Origin of the sequence: Kitasatospora herbaricolor, assembly GCF_030813695.1 — a bacterium.
Taxonomy (GTDB): domain Bacteria; phylum Actinomycetota; class Actinomycetes; order Streptomycetales; family Streptomycetaceae; genus Kitasatospora; species Kitasatospora herbaricolor.
In genome coordinates this window covers 5,420,228-5,445,261 of the sequence record NZ_JAUSVA010000002.1, presented here as the reverse complement: position 1 = coordinate 5,445,261, position 25,034 = coordinate 5,420,228, and the positions used below count along the sequence as shown (strand labels likewise).

Genomic DNA, 25,034 nt, shown 5'->3' with positions numbered 1-25,034 from the left:
GGGCCGGGGGCGGGCCGGGCGGCGGGGCCGGGCGGCGGGTCAGCCGTCCTGTCGGCCGGCGGCCAGCTCCAGCGTGAAGCGCCAGGCGTCGGCGACGATCTCGTCGAGTTCCGGGCGGCGCGGGGTCCAGCCGAGCGACTCGTGGGCGCGGGCGGCGGAGGCGACCAGCACGGCCGGGTCGCCCGGGCGGCGGCCGGAGGTGACGACCGGGATCTCGCGGCCGGTGACCCGGCGGACGGACTCGATGACCTCGCGGACGGAGAAGCCGCTGCCGTTGCCGAGGTTGCAGATCAGGTGCTCGCCGGAGGTGGCGGCGCCGAGCGCGAGCAGGTGCGCCTCGGCGAGGTCGGCGACGTGGATGTAGTCGCGGATGCAGGTGCCGTCCGGCGTGGGGTAGTCGTCCCCGTAGACGGCGATGTGCGGGCGCCGGCCGAGGGCGGCCTGGAAGACCAGCGGGATGAGGTGCGACTCGGGGTCGTGCCGCTCGCCGTAGCTGCCGTAGGCGCCGGCCACGTTGAAGTAGCGCAGCGAGACGGCGGCCAGGCCGTGGGCGACGGCCTCACTGGTGATCAGGTGGTCGACGGCGAGCTTGGTGGCGCCGTAGGTGCTGGTCGGGGAGGTCCGGGCGGTCTCGGCGATCGGGACGCTCTCGGGCTCGCCGTAGACGGCGGCGGTCGAGGAGAAGACCAGCTTGCCGACACCGGCCTTGCGCATCGCCGAGACCAGCTCCAGCGAGCCCGCCACGTTGTTGCGCCAGTACTTCTCCGGGTCCTGCACGGACTCGCCGACCTGGGAGGAGGCGGCGAAGTGCAGCACGCCCTCGTAGGAGGAGTCGAGCACGTCGGCTGCGTCCTGGATCCGGCCCCGGACGAAGTCGGCGCCGGCGGGGACGCCCTCGCGGAAGCCGGTGGAGAGGTCGTCCAGGACGGTGACCTGGTGGCCCGCCTCCAGCAGGTGGGCGGCCACGACGCTGCCCACGTAGCCGGCGCCACCGGTGACCAGGTACTTGCTCATTGCTTTGACCTCCCGCAGGCGGTCCGTGCTCGGCGCGACGGACCGGTGATGAACGCTTCGCCAGGCCGGATCGCGCCCCGGCGAGGAACTTGGGCCCTACCGTACGACGGATTCCCGGCGGCCCCGGTTGCCCCCGGCGCCGGACCGAGCATCGGCCTACATCAAACATAATGGAACATTTATCATCATCAGACAACATTCAGCGGCCCCGGAAATCCGCCCACCGGACGGGACGGGGGTCGGAGGGTGCGCCAACGGGCGTCATGGGACGCCACGGGACGCCGTCAGGCACCGCCGGCCGCCGACGCGTGCCGCCCCGCACGAAAGGGCGGCAACGGGACGGTTCGCACTCGGGCCCCTCAGCCGCGGGGCATCCGCTCCAGCAGTCCGGTGCGGGCGGCCACCGCGGCCGCCTCCAGCCTGGTCCGCGCGCCGAGCTTCGTGAGCACCCGCTGCACATGGGTCCGGGCGGTGCTGGGCGCGATCCCCATCCCGGTCGCGATGGCCTGGGTGTCCTCGCCCTCCGCGATCCGCACCAGGACCTGGATCTCACGCCGGGTCAGCGAGCGGAGCAGCCGCAGGGCCTCGTCGTCGGGCTCCAAGGCCGGGCGCAGCAGTTGGTCGAAGGCGCCGCGGAGCAGGTCGGCGGTGACGGCGGCTTCGCCGCCGCGGACGCGGGCGACGGCTCGTTCGACGACGTCGATGCGTTCGTCGCTGCGGACGTAGCCGGCGGCGCCGGCGGCGAAGGCGGCGGCGACGCCGCGTAGTTCACCGAGGGGGCCGAGGACGATGACGGCGATCTCGGGGCGTTCGCGGCGGATCCGCCGGACGACGTCGAAGGCGCCGGGTTCGCCGGGGCCGGCGATGCCGAGCAGGCAGACTTCGGGGCGGCGGCCGGCCAGGAGGTCGAAGGCGGCGCCGGCGGGTGAGCCGACGGCGAGCAGGCGGTGTCCGCGCAGTTGCAGGGCGGTGGCCAGTGCTTCGGCCAGCAGTCGGTGGTCGTCGACCACTACGAGCCGAACTCCCACGGCGGCCTCCCTGTCCCGTCCGGCGGTGCCTGTCCGGCCCGTTGCCGCGGCGGGCGGCGCCCGCCCGGGGCCGGGGGCCGCGCGTGACGCACCATCAGAGCGCATTCCGTACGCGATCCGCCAGGGCGCCGTGCGGGTGCTCCACGGTAGCGCCCGGAACACGAAGAAGGACCCTCGCCGTTGGCGAGGGTCCTTCTTTTCCGAGCCCCCATGCGGAATCGAACCGCAGACCTTCTCCTTACCATGGAGACGCTCTACCGACTGAGCTATAGGGGCGAACCGGTCGAACAAGGAAGACAGTACATGGTCGTCGGCCGGAAAGTGAAATCGGTGGGGCCGGTGGTCTCAGCCGGCGTGGTGGGGGTGGTGCGCGGGATCGTGGGCGTCGTCGGAGGCGGGGTCGTGGGCGTCCTCGTGGGTGCTGTCGAAGTCCTCGCGGGCGGCGAGCATCGCGGGGGTGTTGAGCTCGGTCCAGCGGCCGAGCGGTGCGACGAGGTCGGCGAGCTCGCGTCCGCGCGGGAGGAGGCCGTAGACGACGCGGGGCGGGGTCTGGGGGTGGACGGTGCGGCTGATCAGGCCGTGCCGTTCCAGCGTGCGCAGGGACTGGGTGAGCATCTTGCGGCTGACGCCGCCGACGGCGCGCTGAAGTTCGGAGAAGCGCTGTTCGCCGAGTTTGCCGAGGCTCATCAGGATCAGGAGGGACCACTTGTCGGCGAGTTCGGCGAACATGCCGCGGCTGGGGCAGAAGCGGCCGAAGACGTCGAGTTCCTGTTCCTCGGGCTGCCCTTGACCGTTCTCCTGCTCCTGCTCCTGACCCTGTCCCCGCTCCTGGGCCGGCTGCGGCGGACGGGCCGGGCCGGAGTCCTGCGTGCGGCCCGGGCGGGCGGGGGCCGGCTTCCGCTCCTGGATGGTCATGGGACCAGGGTAGCCCTCCGGTCTCCGATCCAGCCTTGGTAACCAATGGAGACCTGGTCTATATTAGAGACCGCTGAGCGGGGGTGACCCCGTCGGCCCCCGTCCTGCCTCCCCTCCGACCCAGGAGTCGCTTCGCCATGACCACCACCAGCCCCGCCGCCGTCCGGCCGACCGTCGCCATCGCCTACCACTCCGGCTACGGCCACACCGCCGTGCTGGCCGAGGCCGTCGCCCGTGGCGCCGACGCCGCCGGCGCCACGGTCCTCACCGTCGCCGTGGACACCATCACCGAGGAGCAGTGGGCGCAGCTGGACGCCGCCGACGCGATCGTCTTCGGCTCGCCGACCTACATGGGCACGGCCTCCGGCGCCTTCCACGTCTTCGGCGAGGCGAGCAGCAAGCGCTGGTTCGCGAGCGCGTGGAACGACAAGGTCGCGGCCGGCTTCACCAACTCGGCGTCCAAGAGCGGCGACAAGGCCGGAACGCTGGGCTTCCTGCAGACGCTGGCCGCCCAGCACGGCATGCACTGGGTCAACCTCGGCCTGAAGCCGGGCTGGAACTCGTCCACCGCGAGCGAGTACGACCTCAACCGGCTCGGCTTCTTCAACGGCGCGGCGGCGTCCACGCCGTCGGACGGCGGGCCGGAGGCGGTGCACAAGGCCGACATCGCCACCGCCGAGCACCTGGGCGAGCGGGTCGCCCGGCACACCGCCGTGGTGCTGGCCGGCCGGGCCGCCCTCGCGGCCTGAAGCCGGCCGGGCACGGCCGCGGCGGAACGGCTTCAGGCCGCGGGGGACGGCGGGCCCGTACCGCCTGCGGTGCCCGTACCGCCCGCCCGGGCCCGTACCGCCCGCCCGGGTCCGTGCCGTCCGCGGGGCCGGGTCCTGGGCGGACGGGCGGTCAGGTCGTCCCCGGACGCCTCGTCACCGGGTCAGGCCCCGGGGGCCGTCACCCGGAGCGCGGCGAGGCCGAACGGGTCGGCCAGCAGCAGGATTCCGTCCGGGGTGATGTCCGCGGCCACCAGCGAGCCCGCCGGCAGGGCGAGGGAGGTCACCGGCTCCTGCGCCGAGCCGCCCCAGACCCGGACCTGGTCCCCGCCCGAGCTGAGCGCGAAGCGGGCCGCCGCGCGCTGCTCCTCCCCCGGCCGGACCAGCCGCTCGGCCTGCGGGACGGGCGTGCCGGTCACCGCGTCGAAGCCGACCAGGGTGCTGCCCTCCGCCGTCGGCAGGGCGGCCACCACGGCGGGCGCTCCCCCCGGGCCGTAGGCGGCGGTCACGGCCGTGATCTCGGGCAGCGGGTGCCACCAGAGCGTGCGCCAGGGCAGGCCGGGGCCGAAGTCCAGCCCCGGCAGCCCGTCCTGGTGGCAGGCGTACTCCAGCAGGCCGGCCCGCTGCGCCGGGTGGAGTTCGGTGCGGGTGAACTGCGGGGCCAGCCGCAACCAGGTCAGGGCCACCGGGGGCAGGTCCGCGCCGGTGCGGGTGAGGTGCTCCACCGCGGCACGCAGCAGCACCTGCGGGGTGTGCACCAGGAATCCCGGGTCGGCGAGCAGTTCGGGCAGCCGGCCGGCCTCCAGCGCGTGCGCGGTCAGTTGCTCCCGGACGTAGAGGGTGACGTGCGCCCAGCGCTCCGGGCCGCCGGCGGGCACGTCCTCCAGCAGGACCCCGGTGATCCGCCGGTGGGCCTCCAGCGCGGTGGTGCCGAGGCGCTCGCGCAGTTCGGCGCCGACGGCGGGGTGCACCAGCCGGACGGCGGGCTGGCCGTCGTCCGGCTCGGTCCGGCCGGGCTGACCCGGCTCGACGAGTTCGAAGAAGGGCGCCAGCAGGGTCTGCCCCTCCAGCAGGGTGCGGGAGAGGTCGCGGCCGGCGACGGCGGAGGCGAGCCGCGCCCAGAGCGGCAGCGGCAGGACGGCTCCGTCGCGGGCCAGCGCGAGCGGCGTCAGCAGCCGCCGGAGCGTCAACTCGTGGGTGCCGCAGCGCTCGGCGTGCAGGTCCAGCGCCTCGCCGACGGTGCCGGGGAGCTTCGGCGGACCGCCCCCGGGGGTGCCCCGCAGGGAGGAGGCCGCCAGCCGGACCACCAGGGCGTTGCCGGCCGTCCGGGCGAGGTCGGCGGCGAGCTGCCCGGCCTCCTGGGCGGACGGCGCGAACGGGAGCCCGCCGCCGAGCGTGTGGGCCGCCTGCAGGGCCAGGCCCGGCGGGTCGGCCCAGGGCGCCTCGTCCAGGTCGATCACCCGGACCTGCTCCGGGGGCAGCTGATCGGCGAGCCAGTGCGCCTGCGCGCGGGGCAGGTCCGCGAGCAGCCGGACGCCCGGGGACTGCGCCAGCGGGCTGAGCAACGCGCGGGTCGCCCGGACGGCCTCGTCGCGCACCCGCAGCACGCCGACCCGGTCCACGTCCGGCACCACGATGGTGACGGGGTGCTCCTCGTCGAGCGCGGCGAGCTGCTCGTAGACCTCCGCGGTGAGCCGGGCACCGGGTGCCAGGACGTCCGCCAGGCGCAGCAGCAGTTGGTCGGGGGCGAGGCCGGCGGCCCCGAACACCAGCGGGCCGGGCCCGGCGGCCGACGGCACGGTGGCGGGGTCGAGGACGGTGAGGTCGATCCGGCGACGGAAGACCGGGTCGCAGAGCATCAGGAACCCGCCGACCAGCCGCGACCGGCCGCTGCCCGGGTCCCCGGTCAGCAGGAGCACCTTGGGCTCCGCCGGACCGCCCGCGTGCCAGGCCGCCAGTGCGCGAAGGGCCTCCGCCCGGCCGCCGAGGTGCGGGTGCGGCTGGTGGCGGGGGGTGGTCGGGCCGGTCATGCGGGCTTCTCCCTCGTCGCGATGGGGGCCATCGCGGCGTGCGGCCGGGCGCGCCCGGGCCATGCGCTGCCGGCCTTCCCGTGGACCCCCGTGGCCAGGCCGCCGCCACGCCCGGCGCGCCCCGCGGAACCGGACCGGCCCTGGGCGCACCTGACGGACCGTGACCTGATCTGTCCGCCGACCAGCGTAGTGGCAGCGGCCCGCCGGGACGGACAGCGGGGCCGGGCAGCGCTCGTCAACTCCGCCGGGAGGGCCGGAGGCCTACCAGTCGCGCCAGGCGTCCGTGATCTCGTGCCGCCCCAGGCCCTGGCGGGCGGCCAGCGCCCCGACCTCCACGCCGGCCGCGATCAGCACCTCGTCGATGTACGCGCAGAGCAGCTCACGCTCGTCTGTCTCGTAGGCGGCACCGTCGTGCTCCTCGTTGACGGCGTTGAGCGCCAGCACCACCCGCTCGACGGAGCCGAGGACGAGCGCGTCCGCCGGAGCCGCGCCCCAGGCCGCCGCCTCCTCCTCGAACGCCGCCAGCACCAGGTCGGTGGCCGCCAGCATCGAGTCGGGAAACAGCTCCGCCATGTACGCCTCCGTGGGATCGAGGGTGCCGGCGGCCAGCTCGGCGGCCTCCTCCGCCCGGTACCTGCGCCAATCGGCGGTCGGGCGGTCGGGCCGTGCTCGGGTGTCGTCCATGCCCCGGAGGCTAACGGCGAGGACCGACAGCGCGGGCTCGCGCTGCCGGTCCTGGTGGCCGTTCGTCCGGTACCCGGCCGCTACCGGGCGTACGGGTTGTTCGCCGGCGGATCGGCCGGCGGCCCGTACTGCGGCGGGGGCGGGGACTGGGTCCCGTACTGCGGCGGGCCGGCCGGCGGGCTGTACTGCGGCGGCGCGGCCTGGCCGTACGGGGCCGCCGGGGCGCCCGGACCGCCGGGGCCGCCCTGCGGCGGCAGCTGGCCGCCGTACGGGGCGCCGGCGGGCGTGGGCTGCGGGGCGGCGGCGGGGGTCGAGCCGGCACGTCGGCGGCGCACCAGCAGCACCACCACGACGGCGATCACGGCCAGGGCGGCCGCGGATCCGCCGATGACCAGCGGCAGGTTGCCGGAGCCGCTGTCGGCGGCCTGGCCGGTGACGGGGAGGTCGACGGGCTCGCTGCCCTCTCCGGGGGCGGCCGCCGAGGCGGACGGGGCGGGGGAGGCCTGCCCCGTCGCGGGCGTGCTGGCAGACGGGGCAGGGGTGGCCTCGCCCTCCATCTGACCGATCAGCGGGCTCACGTTGGCGGGGCCCGGGTCGCCCGGGGTCGCCAGCGCGATCCGGGGCCGGACGGTGCCGTAGCCGATCAGGTCGGTGCGGGCGGAGCCGTCCTGCGGCTTGCCGGCGGTGTTGATCAGGACGCGGAGGATCTGGTTCGCGCTCCAGTCCGGGTGGACCGACCAGAGCAGCGCGGCGGAGGCCGAGACGATGGCGGTGGCGTCGGAGGTTCCGTGTGACTTGCAGTAGCCCGAGGGGCCGGTGCAAGGGCGGTAGATGTCCTTGCCCGGCGCAGCGAGATCGATCTGGCTGCCCCGCTCGGACTCGTCGGTCACCACCCCGTTGCGGTCGGTTGCCGCCGCGGCGACGATCGTGGGCAGCGCCGCCGGATACATCACGGGGTTTCCGTCCTGGGCGCTGTTCCCCGCGCCGGCGATGACCAGGGATCCCTTGGAACTCGCATGGGCCACGGCTGCCTTGAGGCCCGAGATGTCGGCGTCGGAGAAACCGGAGGCTGCGCCGGCCTGAGAGATGTTGATGACCTTGGCGCCTTGGTCCGCCGCATAGACGATGGCCTGGTCGATCTCCTTGAGGAACTCCGCGTTGGTGACAGTTGCGCCCGAGTTACCACTGTTCTGGATCTTCAAGGGCAAGATCTTGACACCGGGAGCCAGTCCGAAGGCACCCTTGCCGCCGAGCCCCTTGCCGGTCCCGGCGATGATTCCGGCGATGCCGGTTCCGTGGCCTTCCCTGTCGTCGCCTACTCCGCCGGGAAGACCGCTGAAGTCCTTGCCCGGCAGGAACTGCCCTACCAGGTCCGGGTGGTCCAGCTTGAAGCCGCTGTCGATCACCGCGACGGTGACGCCCGCGCCCTTCGTGGTCTGCCACATCTCGGGGGCCTTCATGGCGTCCAGGTGCCACTGCTGGTCCCGGATCGAGTCGACCGCGGCGGCCGGGGTGGCCACCAGGCCCACCACCGTGCCCGCAGCCAGCAAGGCCGCGGCGAGCCGCCGCCCCCGCGTTCCCGCGTCCGTCCGCCGCATCACATGCTCCCTCGTCGATCTCCCCGTGGTCCCGGGGCCGGTGGGCCCCGGGACGGATCTGCCCGGCCACGGGAGTCGGTTCCCGTGGCCGGGCAGGTGGTCCGGCCTTACTCAATCACGCCGGGATTGCTCTGCGGGGTTCCGTTGGTCCAGGTCTCTTCGTCCTCGTGCAGGTAGTCGGCACGATTGCGGCGCTCGCGCTCGCTGCGCCCGGCGCCGCCCTGACCGCCCATCATCCCGCCCTGGCCGCCGCGGGTGCCCGAGGCGCCCCCGGCCGCGCCGCCGGCGCCGCCTGCGGCACCCGCGCGGTTGCGCAGGCCGCTGCCGCCGGGGGTGAACTCCCCGCCGGCACCGGGGCCCTTGCGGCCGCCGACCGTGCCGCCGGCCGTCGAGGTGAGGCCACGACCACGGCCACCGGCGGATCCGCCGCCACCCGCACCGCCCATACCGCCGCCCATGCCGCCCATACCGCCGGGGGTTCCGGCGCGTCCGGCCTGTGCCTCCTTGGCGCCGAACACGTTGCCGCCGGTCGACCCGGCGCCGGTCCCGCCACGGCCGACGGTGCCGCCCGCGCCACCGGCGCCGACCGTTCCCGATCCGCCGCGGCCGGGGATGCTGCCCGCGCCGCCGAGCCTGCCGCCACCACCGCCGGCACCGCCCTTGCCCGGGATGAAGCCGCCGCCACCACCCCCGGGGATGCCACCGGGAACCCAGCCGGCCCCGCCACCGGGGATGGTGCCGGTGCCGCCGCCGGGGATCGTTCCGCCGCCGCCACCGGGCAGCGGGGAAACGGGGATCGTCCCACCGGGCTGGCCGGTCCTGGGCGGCCCGGGGATGCTGTTGAGGTCGGTGCCCGGGTCGTTGATCCAGGGGAGCGTGCCGGGCGGACGATCGCCGGGCAACGGCACCGGGACGGGGTCGACGTGTCCGGGGGATGTGGGGCGCGGCGGGGTGCCGGGGACCCAGCCGCCGCCACCGCCGCCACCCCCGCTTCCACCACCGCCGGGGATGCTCCCGCCGCCACCGCCACCGCTGCCGGAGCCCTTGCCGGAACCCGAGCCGGAGCCGGTGCCGGACGAGTCGCCCCGGCCGCTCGGGCCGACCGGAACGTTTTCGACATCGTCGACGCTGCCCGGCGGCTTCGGCGTCTCCGGCATCGACAACGCGTTCAGCTGCGTGGCCGCCATCTGGTACGTCTGCGCCAGCTTCTCCATCTCGTGGATGGCTTCCTGGTGCGCCGCGACGACCCGCTTCTGGGCGGCCTGCGCCTCGGCGTCGGTGACCCAGTCGGAGTCGACCATGTTGGCGGCCTTGTCGGCCGCCGTGGCGCCGAACAGGCTGCCGACGGGGCCGAAGAGACCGCCCGCGGCGGCGCCGGCGCCCTTGACCAGGCCGGTCGGCTGCTCCTTGTGCTTGCTGACGGCCGCCATGTCCGCCTTGGGCACGTCGGGGATGCCGTGCTTGGCGCTGGCGAGCGCCTGCCCGACCTGCTCGACGACCTGGCCGGTGACGCGCGAGGCCTCGCTGATCTCCCCCGCGGTCCGGTGGACCTTGGTGGCGAAGGCCTTGAAGGCGTCCGCGGCCGCGCCCTCCCAGTCCAGCTGGCCGAGGTGCGCCGCGAGCACCTTGCTGATCTCCTCCAGGGCCTTCGCCGCGCTGGAGATCTGGTTGCCCCGCTCGGAGACCTTCGCCGGGTCCGAGTTGGCGATCATGGCCTTGAGTTTGGCGTGATCGATGCTCTCGAAGTTGGTACCGCCTGCCATCACTTGCTCCCCGTGTCAGTGAACCGCCCGGCCATCAGTAACCCCCGGCGCCCGCGCCCGTGGCCGGGGCCGCGGTGCTCGGGGCGGACGGCGCGCTCGGCCGACTGGGCGCCGCGGCGGACACGTTCGGCACGCTCACGCCGGTGTAGGACTCCGCCTGCCGGGCGACCGTGTTGATCGTGTTCGCCTGCTCCTCCTCGGTGGCCCCGTAGTTGGCGGCCGTCTTGGCGAGCGCGGAGGTCATGCCCTCGATCTGGACGGCCAGGCCCTTGACCAGTTCCTGCAGGCCGTTGAACGTCCGGTTGTACGCCGTCATGAGGTCCGCCGACTCGGCGAAGCCCTCTCCGAGGTTCCCCTGGTTCAGCTGGAGCTGGGACAGCTGGGAAGCCGCCGCCGGCGAGGAGCTGAGTGCCTGCAACAGTTCCTCCGCCCGCTTCTTGAACGTGACCAGGGTCTCCAGTTCCATCCGGACGCTCTGCGCCCCGTACGAGGCGACCAGCTGGGCAGCACCCATGGCGGCGGCGGCCACGCCGCCCACCGCCCAACCGATCGCATCGGTCGACGCAGTGCCGCCGCCACCACCGTCTGCAGCAACGCTCACCACAGCAATCCACCTCTCCCCCGCGTGCGGGCAGCCCCTCGGCTGCCACACCGCAACACACCATCACCTACGAAGTCCGGTACAGCTTCTCGGCGTACGACCGGTCGGGCCGGCAGTCGCCACGGTCAATCGTAGCCACCCCCTCCGTCGGTGCGGCAGGGGCCTTGTCGCGGCCGGGCGTGATCGGTACGAACTTGACACGTACAGTTCCGTCGGACCGACGCACCGTCAGCATGCCTCCGCTGTCCGGTGCCCACCGAGGTGGCCGCCTCCGGCCCGCCCCGCCCCGGGTGACCCGGCTCCGCCGACGGACCATCCGGGGCGCACTCCGCCGCGGCCGCACGACGCGGGCCAGGCACCCTCCCGAGGCACCCGCGAGGCACCCCCGACCCGTTCCCGGCCCGTCCCCCCACCCGTCGCCGAAGCAGCCGCGAAGCACTCCCGACCCACCCCCGAAGCACCCCCGAAGCACCCCCGAAACGGCCCCGGCCCCGGCCCCGCGCAGGCCCGGCGCGATAGAGTGGGGCGACCGGTTCAGCCCGGTACGACCTCTTCTGCCGCGCAATGTCGCACAGCAGCGACCCCTGGCCCTCCCGGTGCACCAGGAACGGCCATCGCAGCGGATCGGACGTGATCGCGTGTCAGTCGAACGGCCGGACAGCCGGACCGGACCCCCGGACCCGCACCCCACTCCCCCGGCCGGCGCGCCAGCACCTCCCCGGACGTCCGCCTGGTGGGCCAGGGCGGCCCGGGTCACCTGGCCGCCGCTGCCGCTCGTCCTGATGGTCCGGGCCGCCGTCGGGATGGCCGTGCCCCTGTCCGCGGGGCTGCTGCTGGACCGCCTGGACCTCGGGATCTTCGCGGCCCTCGGCGCGATGCACGCGACCATGAACGACCGGGTGGAGCCGGCCCGGCTGCGCGCACCGCGGATCGCCGGGGCCGTCCTCCTCTCCGCCCTCGGGATGCTGATCGGCTCCGCCCTGAAGGAGAGCGGCAGCGGCCACCTGACGGCCGGCCTGGTGCTCACCGCGGTCGCCTTCGCCTCCGGGGCGCTCAGCGCGACCGGCCCGCGCGGTTCGGCCGCCGGGCTGCTGCTGCTGGTGTCGGCCTCCCTCGGCAGCGGCATGCCGACGGCCGCGCCGTGGTGGGCCGGCGCGCTGATGGTGCTGGCCGGTGGCGCGCTGGTGTTCCTGCTCGGCCTGCCGCACCTGGCTCGGCGCCGCCGCCCGCACGCCGATCCGCGCAACCGCGCGCTGGCCGCCGCCTACGACGCGCTCGGCGCGACCCTGGCCGACCTGGGGACCCCGCGGGGCGCGAAGTCCCGGCAGCTGCTGACGGCCCGGCTGAACCAGGTGCAGGACCTGCTGCCGCCGGCCCGGGGCCGCGAGTCCGCCCGCGGGCTGCGGCTGCGCCGGATGTACGAGGCGGGGCTGGCGGCCACCGAGGCGGCCACCGGCCTGCTCTGGGCCTGGCGCGGGGTGCCGGCGGAGGTGGCCGCGGTGCCGGGGGCGCTGGCCCGGGCCGTGGAGCGCGGCGGCGGCGAGGTGGAGGTGCCCGACTGGCAGCCCGACACGCCGGCCCGGCGGGCCCTGGACGCGGCGCTGCGGTCGGCGGCCGGCACGGTGGCGGGCCGGGACGCGGCGCTGGTCACCGCCCCGGCCCCGCCGCCGGACCCGTGGCGGCTGCGGGTGCGGCTGCTGTCGCGCGGCTCGGTCCGGTACGGCCTGCGGGTGGCGCTGTGCGTCGCGGTGGCGCAGACCGCGACCGCGTGGCTGCCGCTGGACCGGAGCTACTGGGTGCCGATGACGGTCGCCTTCGTCCTGAAGCCTGATCTCGGTTCGGTGTTCCTGCGGGCGGTGAGCCGTTCGGTGGGCACCGTGCTGGGGGTGGCGGTCACGGCGGCGATCCTCTCGCTGACGACGAACGAGTGGTGGCTGACGGTCATCGCGGCGCTCTGCGTGGCGCTGCTGCCGTACGCGACCGCGGCGCACTACGGGCTGAACACCGTGGTGATGACGCCGATGGCGCTGGTGCTGCTGCAGCTGGGCGGCCAGAGCAGTGCCTCGGAGATCTGGCCGCGGGTGCTGGACACCGTGCTGGCCAGCGCGATCGTGCTGGTCTTCGGGTACCTGCTGTGGCCCGAGCGGGCCCGGCACCGGATCGAGCCGCTGCTGGTGGACGCGACCGCGGCGCTGCGCGCCTACCTGGCCTCGGTCGCCGGGTCCGGCCCGGAGCCGGTGGCCGAGGTGTGGCTGCGGCGGAGGGCGTACCGGGCGCTGGCCGACGCCCGGCAGGAGGTCCGGAACGGGCTGGCCGAGCCGCCGCCGACGGGCCGGCTGGCCGAGCAGTGGCTGCCGGCGACGGCGGCCCTGGAGCGGATCGGCGGCGGTCTGGCGGCGTACGCGGCGCAGATCCGGTACGGCGGGCAGGTGCCCGAGCCGGCCGAGGTGGAGCGGGTGCGGCGGGCCCTGGACGACCTGGCCGCGGCGGCCCGGACGCACCGTCCGCCGACCCGGCCGGCCGACCGCCCGACCGGGCCGCACGACCCGGCGCGCAGTGCGCTGGGCCGCGCGGCCGACGAGCTGGAGACGCTGCTGCGCCCCTGAGTGCACCGACCGGGGCGCCCCGGGAACGCGGCGCGGCCGAGCGGAACTGCCCGGCCGGCCGGAACTGCGGGGCCGCCCGAGGCTGCGGGGCCGGTGCGGGGCCGGGCCGGGCCGGGTCAGACCTGCTCGGCCAGCTCCATCCAGGCGAGCTCCAGCTCCTCCTTCTCCTCCCGGACGGCGCGCAGCTTGCCGTCCAGGTCGGCGACCTTGGCGAAGTCCGCGGCGTGCTCGGCGAGCTGGCTGTGCAGCTTGGCCTCCTGCTGGTCGAGCTTGGAGATCTGCCGCTCGATCCGCTGCAGTTCCTTCTTCGCCGCCCGGGTGTCGCCGACGGGCTTGGCGGGGGCGACGCCGGGGACGGCGGCGGCCGCAGTCGCGGCGATCTTCGCCCGGCGCTCCAGGTACTCGTCGACGCCGTTGGGGAGCATCCGGAGCCTCTGGTCGCCGAGCATGGCGTGCACGGTGTCGGTGGTGCGCTCGATGAAGAACCGGTCGTGGCTGATCACGACCATCGAGCCGGGCCAGCCGTCGAGGAGGTCCTCCAGCTGGTTGAGGGTCTCGATGTCGAGGTCGTTGGTGGGCTCGTCGAGGAAGAGCACGTTGGGCTCGTCCATCAGCAGGCGCAGCAGCTGCAGGCGGCGGCGCTCACCGCCGGAGAGGTCGCCGACCGGCGTCCACTGCTTGTCCTTGCCGAAGCCGAACTGCTCGCAGAGCTGGCCGGCGCTCATCTCGCGGCCCTTGCCGAGGTCGACGCGGCTGCGGATCTGCTCGACGGCCTGCAGCACCCGCATCGCCGGGTCGAGTTCGGCGACCTCCTGGGAGAGGTAGGCGAGGCGGACGGTCTTGCCGACCTTGATGACGCCGGAGGCGGGCTGGACGTCGCCCTCGGAGGCGTAGGCGTCGCGCATGGCGCGCAGCAGCGAGGTCTTGCCGGCGCCGTTGACGCCGAGCAGGCCGATCCGCTCGCCGGGGCCGAGCTGCCAGGTGAGGTCCTCCAGCAGCAGCTTGGGGCCGGCCTTGACGGTGACGTTCTCCAGCTCGAAGACGGTGCGGCCGAGGCGGGCGTTGGCGAACTTCATCAGTTCGCTCTTGTCGCGGGGCTCGGGGACGTCGGCGATCAGGGCGTTGGCGGCCTCGATCCGGTAGCGCGGCTTGGAGGTCCGGGCGGGGGCGCCGCGGCGCAGCCAGGCGAGCTCCTTGCGGGCGAGGTTCTGGCGCTTCTGCTCCTCGGTGGCCTCGATCCGGGAGCGTTCGGCGCGGGCGAAGACGTAGTCGGAGTAGCCGCCCTCGTACTCGTGCACGGAGCCGTGCTGGACGTCCCACATCCGGGTGCAGACCTGGTCGAGGAACCAGCGGTCGTGGGTGACGCAGACGAGTGCGGAGCGGCGGTTCTGCAGGTGCTTGGCGAGCCAGGCGATGCCCTCGACGTCGAGGTGGTTGGTGGGCTCGTCGAGGACGATCAGGTCGGGTTCGCCGAGCAGCAGCTTGGCGAGCGCGATGCGGCGGCGCTCACCGCCGGAGAGCGGGCCGATGACGGTGTCGAGGCCCTGGCCGAAGCCGGGCAGGTCGAGGCCGCCGAAGAGGCCTTCGATGATGTCGCGGATGCGGGAGTCGCCGAGCCATTCGTGGTCGGCACGGCCGGCGATCACCTCGTGGCGGATGGTGGCCTCGGGGTCGAGCGAGTCGTGCTGGGTGAGGACAGCCATCTCGACGCCGCCGGCGTGGGTGATCCGGCCGCCGTCGGGCTCCTCCAGCTTGGCGAGCATCCGGATGAGGGTGGTCTTGCCGTCACCGTTGCGGCCGACGACCCCGATGCGGTCCCCCTCGCTGACGCCGAGGCTGACCCCGTCGAGAAGGGCCCGGGTGCCGTAGACCTTCGTGACGGACTCGATGGTGGCGAGGTTGACGGCCACGTGTGCTGCGCTCCTGGGATCGGCTGGGCCGGGGGATGCCCCGGTCTCCCAAGAGTAGTGGGGCCGGGGCGCGCGCCGGTCCGGCGTCCGCCCCGGCGGGCTCAGCGGGTGCGGACGGCCGCGCCGGGGACGGGCCCGTGGGTGGCGCGGGCGGTGCGGCAGGTGCCGGAGGCGGTGAGGGCGGCGGCGACGGCCTCGGCGGCCTCGGCGTCCTTGGTGAGGAAGGCGCAGGTGGGGCCGGAGCCGGAGACCAGGGCGCCGATGGCGCCGGCCTGCGTGCCGGCGGCGAGGGTGGCGGCCAGGGCGGGGCGCAGCGAGAGGGCGGCGCTCTGCAGGTCGTTGGTGAGGGCGGCGGCGAGGGCGGCGGGGTCGCCGTCGGCGAGGGCGGCGAGCAGGGCCGGGTCGGCGTCGGGGGTGGGGACGTCGGTGTCGGTGGAGCCGGTGCCGGCCGCTTCGCGGAGGCGGTCGCACTCGTGGAAGACGGCGGGGGTGGACAGGCCGCCGTCGGCGACGGCGAAGACCCAGTGGAAGGTGCCGGTGACGGGCAGCGCCTCCAGGATCTCGCCGCGGCCGCGGCCCAGGGCGACGCCGCCGAGCAGGGCGAACGGCACGTCGGAGCCGAGTTCGGCGGCGAGGGCGAGCAGGGTCTGCTGCGGGGTGTCGAGGGCCCAGAGGGCGTCGCAGGCGACGAGGGCGGCGGCGCCGTCGGCGCTGCCGCCGGCCATGCCGCCGGCGACCGGGATGTCCTTGGCGATGTGCAGGTGGACGTCCGGCTCGATGCCGTGGTGGGCGGCGAGCAGTCGGGCAGCACGCGCGGCGAGGTTGCTGTCGTCCAGCGGGACCTGGCCGGCGTCGGGGCCGGTGCAGGTGAGGGTGGTGCCGGCGCCGGGTGCGGCCGCGGTGGCGGTGACCTCGTCGCCGAGGGCGACGGCGAAGAAGACGTTGGCGAGGTCGTGGAACCCGTCGCGGCGCAGGCCGCCCACGCCCAGCTGGACGTTGACCTTGGCGGGGACTCGTACGGTGACGCTCACTGGGCTTCCCCTGCGGGCTCGTGCTCTGCGGCGGTGTCGGGCCCGGCGGCGGGCTTGTGCTCGGCGATGGCGGCGAACTGTTCGACGGTGAGCATCTCGCCGCGGAGCTTGTGGTCGATGCCGGCGCCGGCCAGAGCCTGTTCGGCGGCGGCGGGGGAGCCGGCCCAGCCGGCGAGGGCGGCGCGCAGGGTCTTGCGGCGCTGGGCGAACGCGGCGTCGACGACCGCGAACACCTCCTTGCGGGTGGCGGTGGTCCTCGGCGGGTCGCGGCGGATCAGCGAGACCAGGCCGGAGTCGACGTTGGGGGCGGGCCAGAAGACGTTGCGGCCGATGGCGCCGGAGCGCTTGACGTCGGCGTACCAGTTGGCCTTGACCGAGGGGACGCCGTAGACCTTGTTGCCGGGCTTGGCGGCGAGCCGGTCGGCGACCTCGGACTGCACCATGACCAGGGTCCGCTCGATGCTGGGGAAGGTCGCCAGCATGTGCAGCAGGACGGGCACGGCGACGTTGTACGGGAGGTTGGCGACCAGCGCGGTGGGCGGCGGGCCGGGCAGCTCGGTGACGTCCATGGCGTCGCTGAGGACCAGGTCGAAGTCCTTGGCGCGGGCGGGCAGCCGGGAGGCGATGGTGGTCGGCAGGTGCGCGGCCAGCAGCGGGTCGATCTCGACGGCCGTGACGTGGGCGGCGACCTCCAGCAGTGCCAGGGTGAGCGAGCCGAGGCCGGGCCCGACCTCGACCACCGCGTCCTCGCCCGTCACGTCGGCGGCCCGGACGATCCGCCGTACGGTGTTGCCGTCGATGACGAAGTTCTGCCCGCGCTGCTTGGTCGGCTTGACGCCGAGTGCGGCGGCCAGCTCCCGGATGTCGGAGGCGCCGAGGAGGAAGCTGTCAGGGGTGGGGTCGGTGGTGCTCACCCGCCAAGGATACGGGCGGGGCGGGTGAGCACGGTTCGACGGCCCGTCGAGGCCGGTCCCGTCCCGGCCGGCCGGGACGGGACGGGTCTTCGTCCGAGCGGCTCAGTACCCGAAGGCCCGGGCCGTGTTCGCCGCGATGGCGGTGGACAGCTCGTCCTCGTGCAGGCCCAGGGTGTCGGCCATCGACCGCACGGTGACCGGGATCAGGTACGGCGCGTTGGGGCGGCCGCGGTAGGGGTGCGGGGTGAGGAAGGGCGCGTCGGTCTCGACCAGGACGCGCTCCAGCGGGGTGGCGAGCAGGGCGTCCCGCAGCGGCTGGTTGGCCTTGAAGGTGACCGGGCCGGCGAAGGAGAGGTACCAGCCGTGTTCGGCGCAGGTCTTGGCCATCGCGGCGTCGCCGGAGTAGCAGTGGAAGACGGTGCGCTCGGGGGCGCCCTCCTCCAGCAGCACCCGGATGACGTCCTCGTGGGCGTCCCGGTCGTGGATGACCAGGGCCTTGCCGTGCCGCTTGGCGATCTCGATGTGGCGGCGGAAGGACTCCTGCTGGACGTCCACGCCTTCGGGGCCGGTGCGGAAGTAGTCGAGGCCGGTCTCGCCGACCGCCCTGACCTGCGGCAGGGCGGCGAGGGCGTCGATCTCGGCGAGGGCGGCGTCGAGGGCGGCGGCCCCGCCGGCCGGGCGCTGCTGCCCGGACCAGCCGTCCGGGTCCCCGAGGAAGATCCGGGGTGCCTCGTTGGGGTGCAGCGCGACGGCCGCGTGGACCTGCTCGAACTCGGCGGCGAGCTCCGCCGCCCAGCGCGAGCCGGCCACGTCGCAGCCCACCTGGACGACGGTGGCGACCCCGACGGCGGCGGCCTTGGCGATGCCCTCCGCCGGGGTGCCGGACTGCATGTCCAGGTGGGTGTGCGAGTCGGCCACCGCGACCGCCAGCGGGGCGGGCGGGGGCGGCGGGGTCGACCGGTCGTCGTCTTTGCGGGCCATCAGGCTGCGGGCTTCTCTTCCAGGCGGGGGAACAGGATCTCGCCCTTGGTGACGGTGGCGCCGACGGGCAGCCGGCCCCAGTCCGCGGCGGAGGCGATGCTCTGCGCGGCGAGCGCGCCGAGGCCGGCCTCGGCGCCGAGGGAGACCCAGAGCTTCTCGGCGGTGTCGGGCATCACCGGGTTGAGCAGGACGGCGGTGGCGCGCAGCGACTCGGCGGCGGTGTAGAGGATGGTCGCGAGGCGGGCCCGGCCCTCCTGCGAGTCGTCCTTGGCGACCTTCCAGGGCTCCTGGTCGCTGATGTAGCCGTTGACCTGCTTGACGAACTCGAAGATCGCGGCGAGGCCGCCGGCGAAGTCGAGGTCCTCGCCGATCTTCCGGTCGGCGGTCCGCACGGCGGCGGCCAGGCCGTCGGCGACGGCCTGTTCGGCGGGGCCGGCGGCGGTGGCGGCGGGCAGCGCGCCGTCGAAGTACTTGCCGACCATGGCGGCCACCCGGGAGGCGAGGTTGCCGAAGTCGTTGGCCAGCTCGGAGGTGTACCGGGCGGAGAAGTCCTCCCAGGAGAACGAGCCGTCGGTGCCGAACGGGATGGCCCGCAGGAAGTAGTAGCGGTAGGCGTCCACGCCGAAGTGCGAGGTGAGGTCCTGCGGCGCGATGCCGGTGAGGTTGGACTTGCTCATCTTCTCGCCGCCGACCATCAGCCAGCCGTTGGCGACGACCCGCTTGGGCAGCGGCAGCCCGGCGGCCATCAGCATCGCGGGCCAGATCACCGCGTGGAAGCGCAGGATGTCCTTGCCGACCAGGTGGACGGAGGCGGGCCACAACTCGGCGAAGCGCTCGGGGTCGCTGCCGTAGCCGGCGGCGGTGATGTAGTTCTGCAGCGCGTCGACCCAGACGTAGAGGACGTGCTTCTCGTCCCAGGGCAGGGGGACGCCCCAGTTGAAGGTGGAGCGGGAGATGGAGAGGTCCTGCAGGCCCTGCTCGACGAAGCGCAGCACCTCGTTGCGGGCCGTCTCCGGGGCGATGAAGCCGGGGTTCTCGGCGTAGAACTCCAGCAGCTTCGGGCCGTAGGCGGAGAGGCGGAAGAAGTAGTTCTCCTCCTCCAGCCACTCGACCGGCTTCTTGTGGATCGGGCAGAGCTTCTCGTCCTCGGTGGCGCCGTCGAGCAGTTCGGCCTGGAGTTTGTACTCCTCGCAGCCGACGCAGTACGGGCCGGAGTAGCCGCCCTTGTAGATCTCGCCCTTGTCGAAGAGGTCCTGGACGAATTCCTGGACGCGGTCGGTGTGGCGCTGCTGGGTGGTGCGGATGAAGTCGTCGTTGGCGATGTTCAGGTGCTGCCAGAGCGGCTTCCACGCCTCCTCGACCAGCTTGTCGCACCACTCCTGCGGGGTGACGCCGTTGGCGTCGGCCGTCCGCATGATCTTCTGCCCGTGCTCGTCGGTACCGGTGAGGTACCAGACCTTCTCGCCGCGCTGGCGGTGCCAGCGGGTGAGGACGTCGCCCGCCACGGTGGTGTACGCGTGGCCCAGGTGCGGGCGATCGTTGACGTAGTAGATCGGGGTGGAAACGTAGTACGCCGGGGTCTGGGCCCCGGTGGTGCTGTGGTCTGCAGTGGCCGCCATGGTCGGAAAGCTTAGTCGCGTGCCGGGGCCGTCCTCGACCCGATTCCCGGCGGCGGGCCGGTGGTAGCGGCGGTGCGCCGGCCCGCGCCCGTCAGGGGGTCGCGGCTGGCCCCCGCCGCGACGGCCCGGTGCGGCCGCGCGGGCGTGCCGGGGCGGCGGTCAGCCGCGCAGCCAGGCCCAGAAGCCGGCCAGGCGCCCGCGCGGCGTCTCCTTCATGGGGGGACGCTCGGGGCCGGCCGGTTCGGCGTGCGCGCCGTAACCGGGCGCGTGGTGGAAGGACCGCTCGGTGCCGGCCACCCGGCCCGCCCGCATGATCCGCACGGTATGTCCGCCGCAGCCGGGGCAGGTGGGCTTCAGCAGCGGCGACGGCACCCGGACCCCGTTGGCGTGGTACTCGAACGCGATGTGGCCGTCCCGGGCCACGTGGTGCTCGATCTCGTACGCCTGCTCCCAGCCGTACCCGCAGCTCAGGCAGGCGAAGGAGTAGGCCTCCCGGACGGTCTCGACCGGGGTGGGCGGCCGGCTGGTCAGGCCGAGGTCGCTCAGTGCGTTGCCACCGAGGGGGCTGCCGATTGTGTCGCTCATCGCGTCTCCCAGCGCCCGCCGGGCCCTCGCCCGGTTCGGGTCTTTCATACCGGTGGATGCCCCGGACGCCCGGCTCGATGCCCGGCTTGTCGAGACTTGGACCCGTGTTGGGAATCCCTGTACGAAGTCCGGGCCAAAGCTTCAGATCATCAGGCGTTTACCAGGGCCTTTTCTCCAAGGTACGCGCCTGTGGCCCCGGTGGCACCCCCTGTGCTCAGCTGCTCGCGGCAGCCTCGTTCTTCGCCGCGACCACGGCGTCGAAGACCTCCCGCTTGGGCAGTTTCAGCTCCAGCGCGACGGCGGCGATGGCCTCCTTGCGGCGCTCGCCGGCCTCCTCCCGGACGGCCACCCGGCGGGCCAGCTCGGCGGGGGTGAGCTCGGCCGGTCCGGCCGGCGGGGCACCGGCCACCACCACGGTGATCTCGCCGCGGACCCCCTCGGCGGCCCAGCTCGCCAGCTCCCCGATCGGGCCGCGCCTGACCTCCTCGTAGGTCTTGGTCAGCTCGCGGCAGACGGCGGCCGGCCGGTCCGGGCCGAAGGCCTCGGCCATCGCGGTGAGGGCCTCGGCGATCCGGTGCGGGGCCTCGAAGAAGACCATGGTGCGGGGCTCGGCCGCGATCTCGGCGAGCTGGCGGGAGCGGTCGCCGGCCTTGCGGGGCAGGAAGCCCTCGAAGGTGAACCGGTCGACCGGCAGGCCGGAGAGCGCGAGCGCGGTGAGCACGGCGGAGGGGCCGGGCACGGCGGTGACCTTCACCTGGGCCTCGACGGCGGCGGCGACCAGCCGGTAGCCGGGGTCGGAGACCGAGGGCATGCCGGCGTCGGTCACCAGCAGCACGCGGGCGCCGCCGAGCAGCGCCTCGACCAGTTCGGGGGTGCGGCCGACCTCGTTGCCCTCGAAGTAGGAGAGCACCCGCCCGGCCGGGGTGACCCCGAGGGCCTGGGTGAGCCGGCGCAGCCGCCGGGTGTCCTCGGCCGCGATCACGTCCGCCGTGGCGAGCTCGTTGACGAGCCGGGGCGGGGCGTCCGAGACGTCGCCGATGGGGGTGCCTGCCAAAACCAGTACGCCTGTCACGGGCCCCATCCTCGCAGGGTTCGGGGCACCGCGGTGCGGGCGGCCTTTCCGGACGAACCGGGCAGCTTCGGAGGGAGCCGTCGCCCGGGCGGGCACCGCCCCTACGATGTGCGGGTGAACGGCGACACGGCGACTGGCGCGCCTACTGGTACAGACCACACCCCGCCGGGTGGCGTCGACGTGCTGGGCCGGACGGAACAGCCGTCCCCCGCCCTGCCGGCCGTCCCGGCCCCGCGCGAGGGCGCGGACGGCCCCGGCGACGGCCCGCCCGGCGCCGGGCCGTCGCCCTGGCGCCGCACGCTGGAACGTTTCGGCCACCGCCCGCCCGAGCGGACCCCGCTCGCCGAGCGGCTGGTGCCGCCGATGCCGTCGGCCGGCGGCCCGCCGCTGGTGCTGAACCGGCTGGGGATCTTCCCCCCGGCGCGGCTCTGGGCCTGGCTGTGCCGCTGGGCGGGCTGGCTGGGGCCGCTGGCCGTGGCGCTGTTCGGCGGGGTCCTGCGGTTCACCGGTCTCGGCACCCCGCACGCCATCGTCTTCGACGAGACGTACTACGCCAAGGACGCGTACACGCTCTGGCACCTCGGTTACGAGAGCAACTGGGCGGACGGCGCCAACGAGGCGATCATGGCCTCGCCGCAGAGCATCCCGTACCGGCTGGACGCGGCCTACGTGGTCCACCCGCCGGTCGGCAAGTGGCTGATAGGCCTGGGCGAGTACGTCTTCGGGATGAACCCGTTCGGCTGGCGGGCCGCGTTGGCGCTGCTGGGCACGCTGTCGATCCTGATGATCGCCAGGATCGCCCGCCGGCTGTTCCGCTCCACACTGCTGGGCTGCGTGGCCGGGCTGCTGCTGGCCGTGGACGGGCTGCACTTCGTGATGAGCCGGGTCGCCCTGCTGGACCTCGTGGTGATGTTCTGGATCCTGGCGGCCTTCGGCTTCCTGCTGCTGGACCGCGACCGCACCCGCGGCCTGATCGCCCGCCGGCTCGGCGACGCCCCCGACGCCGTGACCGCCCGCCGGATGAACCTCGGCTGGCGCCCGTACCGGATCGCGGCCGGCGTCTGCGTCGGCCTGACCTGCGCCACCAAGTGGAGCGGCCTGTACGTCGCGCTGGCCTTCGGGGTGCTGACCGTCCTGTGGGACGCCGGCTCCCGCCGGCTGGCCGGCGCCGCCCGGCCGTACCTGTGGACGCTGCTGCGGGACGCGGTGCCCGCCTTCTGCTCGATCGTGCTGACCTCGGTGGTCGTCTACGTCTCCTCCTTCGCCGGCTGGTTCGCCAGCAGCAGCGCCCCCGGGCAGGGCGGCTACGGCCGGGACTGGGCGGCCCACCGCGCCGGCCTCTCCCCCGAGTACCTGCCGCTGCCGGTCCTCGGCCAGGTGAAGATGCCCTTCCAGGTCGGCATGACCTGGGTGCCCGACGCGCTGCGCAGCCTGTGGCACTACCACTCGACGGTGTACGACTTCCACACCCACCTGACCAGCCCGCACACCTACCAGTCGAACCCGTGGAGCTGGCTGGTGCTGGGCCGGCCGGTGTCCTACTTCTACGAGTCGCCCAAGCTCGGCCAGAGCGGCTGCGAGGTGAACGAGTGCGCCCGCGAGGTGCTCGGCATCGGCACGCCGCTGCTGTGGTGGGCAGGCGTGGTGGCGCTGGTGTACTGCCTGTACCGCTGGGCGGTGCGGCGGGACTGGCGGGCCGGGGCGCTGCTCTGCGGGCTGGCCGCCGGCTACCTGCCGTGGTTCGCCTACCAGCAGCGGACCATCTTCCTCTTCTACGCGGTGGCCTTCGTGCCGTTCCTGGTGCTCGCGGTGACCATGATGGTCGGGGTGATGATCGGCCCGGCCGGGGCCTCGCAGGACCGGCGGATCATCGGCTCGACGGCGGCCGGCGCGCTCCTTCTCGCCGTCGTGTGGAACTTTTTGTACTTCTATCCCCTCTATACGGGACAGACGATACCGATGGACGACTGGCGTGCCCGGATGTGGTTCACCAGCTGGATCTGACGCGGCGGCACCACCGCCGCGACAGGTACCGGATGCATCACGGGACCCCCACGTTTCGTGAGCGCACGGATCGGACCGGCCTAGGCTGGTCCCCGAACGTGCGTCCGCCACACCCGGACGCCCGCCAGTCGCCAGACCCTTGGGGGACCAGCACCATGCGCAGAGGCGCGAAGATCGGCATTATCACCGGCGTGTCCGTCGCGATGATCGGCGGAGCGGGCTACGGCGCCTACAGCCTCGTGGGCTCCTCCGACGACCCGAAGACCCCCAAGGCCCGTACGGTGGTCGCCGAACCGCCCTCCGCAGAGCTGGCCGCGAACGGGAGCAAGGCGTTCCTGGACGCCTGGGCCTCGGGCGACCTGGAGGCGGCCGGCAAGCTCACCGACGACCCGCAGGCCGCGACCGCCGCACTGACCGCGTTCAAGGACAAGGTCAAGCCGAGCGCGATGACGCTGGCCACCAGCGGGCCGGCCACCGCCGCGGCCGTCGCGGCCGCCACCAGTGCCTCCCCCTCGGCGGCCCCGAAGGCCACGGCCTCGGCGAGCGCCGCTGCCCCGTCCTCCACCGCCACCCCGCCGCCGGCCGGGCAGGTGATGATGGCGTTCAAGGCCAAGGCCGAGTTCGCGGGCACCACCAGCACCTGGAGCTACGACGGCTTCCTCGGCGTGGTCAAGATGAGCGACGGCACGGCCTCCGTGCACTGGGCGCCGTCGGTGATCCACCCGCACCTGGCCGAGGGCGAGACGATCACGGCTCAGCCGATCTTCGCGCCGCCGTCCAACATGACCGACCGCAACGGCAAGTCGCTGGCCTCGTACGCGTCGCTGACCAGCATGCTGGCGGCCATCCCGAAGAACAGCCTGCCGGCCAACGACCCGGCCGACGCGGGCAACGGCGTGGTGATCCTGGACGCCGCCGGCAAGGCCACCCCGGAGAACCTCTTCACCATCACCGCGCCCAAGCCCGGCAAGCCGCTGAAGCTGACCATCGACGGCGCGCTCCAGGCCGCCGCCGAGAAGGCCGTCCTGGACCAGTCCCAGGGCGGCAAGCGGAAGGCCGCGCTGGTCGCGATCGAGCCCACCACGGGCAAGATCCTGGCAGCCGCCAACGCCCCCGCGACCGGCTTCAACACCGCCTTCCTGGGTGCCACCGCGCCCGGCTCCACGATGAAGGTCATCACGGCGGCGGCGCTGCTGGAGGGCGGGCTCAGCCCTGAGTCCCCGATGCCCTGTCCCGCGACCACCTCCGCCGGGCACACCATCAAGAACGACTTCGAGGAGCCGCACCCCGAGTACACCCTCAAGGACGACTTCACGAACTCCTGCAACACCGCGTTCGTGATCGAGGGCAAGGCGAAGCTGAAGTCCGGCGACCTGGCCGACCTCGGCGCCAAGGTCTTCGGCCTCGGCACCACCTGGAAGGTCGGCGTGCCGAACTTCGACGCCGTCATCCCCGGCGCCGGGCAGAACCCGGACGAGACGGCCGACGAGTACTACGGCCAGGGCAAGATCAAGATGAACCCGCTGGCGATGGCCTCGGTCGCGGCCACCGTCAAGGGCGGCGTCTTCAAGCAGCCGATCCTGATCGAGGGGCTCCCGCAGATCGAGGCGCCCGGCAAGCTCTCCCCCGACACCCTGACCAAGCTGCGGGCCCTGATGTCGGCCACCGCGCACAGCGGCACCGCCGCCGGCCCGATGGGCGGCCTGAAGGGTGACATCGGCGGCAAGACCGGCACCGCCGAGCGCGCCGCCGGCCAGGCCACCGACAGCTGGTTCACCGCGTACCGCGACAACCTGGCGGTCGCCGCCATGGTCGAGGGCGGCGGCCACGGCGTCGACGCGGCCGGCCCGGCCTCGGCGGCCGTGCTGGCGGTCGGCAACGGCGGCTGACGACCACGCCGAGGGGGCGGGTA

Annotated in this window: 19 protein-coding genes and 1 tRNA gene; 4 read left to right on the top strand and 16 right to left on the bottom strand. The window is 74.3% G+C overall.

The window, feature by feature from the left end; all coding sequences use genetic code 11:
- Positions 1–39 precede the first annotated feature (39 nt).
- The 4 genes from galE to J2S46_RS24180 form a co-directional block, all read right to left on the bottom strand.
- The gene (galE, locus tag J2S46_RS24195; RefSeq protein WP_191291134.1) at positions 40–1,014 is read right to left on the bottom strand and encodes a UDP-glucose 4-epimerase GalE; all 975 of its coding nucleotides are present in this window, start codon (positions 1,012–1,014) and stop codon (positions 40–42) included.
- 359 nt (positions 1,015–1,373) lie between these two features.
- The gene (locus J2S46_RS24190; protein ID WP_191291133.1) at positions 1,374–2,042 is read right to left on the bottom strand and encodes a LuxR C-terminal-related transcriptional regulator; all 669 of its coding nucleotides are present in this window, start codon (positions 2,040–2,042) and stop codon (positions 1,374–1,376) included.
- Between the two features lie 203 nt (positions 2,043–2,245).
- Positions 2,246–2,318, bottom strand: a tRNA-Thr gene (locus tag J2S46_RS24185).
- A 69-nt stretch (positions 2,319–2,387) separates the two neighbouring features.
- The gene (locus J2S46_RS24180) at positions 2,388–2,957 is read right to left on the bottom strand and encodes a winged helix-turn-helix transcriptional regulator (protein ID WP_229912878.1); all 570 of its coding nucleotides are present in this window, start codon (positions 2,955–2,957) and stop codon (positions 2,388–2,390) included.
- Positions 2,958–3,094: 137 nt separating this feature from the next.
- Between J2S46_RS24180 and J2S46_RS24175 the strand changes: the two genes are divergently transcribed.
- The gene (locus J2S46_RS24175; RefSeq protein ID WP_191291132.1) at positions 3,095–3,706 is read left to right on the top strand and encodes a flavodoxin family protein; all 612 of its coding nucleotides are present in this window, start codon (positions 3,095–3,097) and stop codon (positions 3,704–3,706) included.
- A 182-nt stretch (positions 3,707–3,888) separates the two neighbouring features.
- Here J2S46_RS24175 and J2S46_RS24170 read toward each other — a convergent pair whose 3' ends face one another.
- The 5 genes from J2S46_RS24170 to J2S46_RS24150 form a co-directional block, all read right to left on the bottom strand.
- Complete coding sequence (locus J2S46_RS24170; protein ID WP_191291131.1) at positions 3,889–5,754, bottom strand: ATP-binding protein; 1,866 nt, start codon at positions 5,752–5,754, stop codon at positions 3,889–3,891.
- A 261-nt stretch (positions 5,755–6,015) separates the two neighbouring features.
- Positions 6,016–6,438 carry a hypothetical protein gene (locus tag J2S46_RS24165; RefSeq protein WP_191291130.1) on the bottom strand — a complete coding sequence of 141 codons (423 nt, stop codon included), beginning with the start codon at positions 6,436–6,438 and terminating at the stop codon, positions 6,016–6,018.
- A gap of 80 nt (positions 6,439–6,518) precedes the next feature.
- Positions 6,519–8,036, bottom strand: a complete 1,518-nt coding sequence (mycP, locus tag J2S46_RS24160; protein ID WP_191291129.1) for a type VII secretion-associated serine protease mycosin — start codon at positions 8,034–8,036, stop codon at positions 6,519–6,521.
- A 107-nt stretch (positions 8,037–8,143) separates the two neighbouring features.
- Positions 8,144–9,799, bottom strand: coding sequence for a WXG100 family type VII secretion target (locus J2S46_RS24155; protein WP_191291128.1), 1,656 nt, complete (start codon positions 9,797–9,799; stop codon positions 8,144–8,146).
- Positions 9,800–9,833: 34 nt separating this feature from the next.
- Positions 9,834–10,400 carry a DUF2563 family protein gene (locus J2S46_RS24150; RefSeq protein ID WP_191291127.1) on the bottom strand — a complete coding sequence of 189 codons (567 nt, stop codon included), beginning with the start codon at positions 10,398–10,400 and terminating at the stop codon, positions 9,834–9,836.
- A gap of 638 nt (positions 10,401–11,038) precedes the next feature.
- On the opposite strand from J2S46_RS24150, the gene J2S46_RS24145 reads away from it, so the two are divergent.
- Positions 11,039–13,006, top strand: coding sequence for an FUSC family protein (locus J2S46_RS24145; protein WP_191291126.1), 1,968 nt, complete (start codon positions 11,039–11,041; stop codon positions 13,004–13,006).
- Positions 13,007–13,122: 116 nt separating this feature from the next.
- Here the strand turns inward: J2S46_RS24145 and J2S46_RS24140 are convergent, their stop codons facing one another.
- From J2S46_RS24140 to rsmI, 7 genes are all read right to left on the bottom strand, one after another.
- Complete coding sequence (locus J2S46_RS24140) at positions 13,123–14,916, bottom strand: ABC-F family ATP-binding cassette domain-containing protein (RefSeq protein ID WP_191291125.1); 1,794 nt, start codon at positions 14,914–14,916, stop codon at positions 13,123–13,125.
- A 101-nt stretch (positions 14,917–15,017) separates the two neighbouring features.
- Positions 15,018–15,947, bottom strand: coding sequence for a 4-(cytidine 5'-diphospho)-2-C-methyl-D-erythritol kinase (locus J2S46_RS24135; RefSeq protein ID WP_191291124.1), 930 nt, complete (start codon positions 15,945–15,947; stop codon positions 15,018–15,020).
- On the bottom strand, positions 15,944–16,861 hold the full coding sequence (rsmA, locus tag J2S46_RS24130; protein ID WP_191291123.1) for a 16S rRNA (adenine(1518)-N(6)/adenine(1519)-N(6))-dimethyltransferase RsmA: 918 nt from the start codon (positions 16,859–16,861) through the stop codon (positions 15,944–15,946). Before rsmA ends, J2S46_RS24135 begins: the two co-directional genes overlap by 4 nt.
- Before the next feature lie 102 nt (positions 16,862–16,963).
- Entirely contained in the window at positions 16,964–17,842 is an 879-nt protein-coding gene (locus tag J2S46_RS24125; RefSeq protein ID WP_191291122.1) for a TatD family hydrolase, read from the bottom strand.
- Positions 17,842–19,461: a methionine--tRNA ligase gene (gene metG / locus J2S46_RS24120; protein WP_191291121.1), complete on the bottom strand. Its 1,620-nt coding sequence runs from the start codon at positions 19,459–19,461 to the stop codon at positions 17,842–17,844. Before metG ends, J2S46_RS24125 begins: the two co-directional genes overlap by 1 nt.
- Positions 19,462–19,620: 159 nt before the next feature.
- Positions 19,621–20,046, bottom strand: coding sequence for a hypothetical protein (locus tag J2S46_RS24115; protein WP_073924943.1), 426 nt, complete (start codon positions 20,044–20,046; stop codon positions 19,621–19,623).
- A 214-nt stretch (positions 20,047–20,260) separates the two neighbouring features.
- Entirely contained in the window at positions 20,261–21,118 is an 858-nt protein-coding gene (rsmI, locus tag J2S46_RS24110) for a 16S rRNA (cytidine(1402)-2'-O)-methyltransferase (RefSeq protein ID WP_191291120.1), read from the bottom strand.
- A 213-nt stretch (positions 21,119–21,331) separates the two neighbouring features.
- Here rsmI and J2S46_RS24105 point away from each other — a divergent pair, with 213 nt between their 5' ends.
- Both J2S46_RS24105 and J2S46_RS24100 read left to right on the top strand, forming a co-directional pair.
- Positions 21,332–23,122, top strand: a complete 1,791-nt coding sequence (locus J2S46_RS24105) for a dolichyl-phosphate-mannose--protein mannosyltransferase (RefSeq protein WP_370882328.1) — start codon at positions 21,332–21,334, stop codon at positions 23,120–23,122.
- Positions 23,123–23,277: 155 nt separating this feature from the next.
- Entirely contained in the window at positions 23,278–25,011 is a 1,734-nt protein-coding gene (locus J2S46_RS24100) for a penicillin-binding transpeptidase domain-containing protein (protein ID WP_307351103.1), read from the top strand.
- Positions 25,012–25,034: the final 23 nt, after the last annotated feature.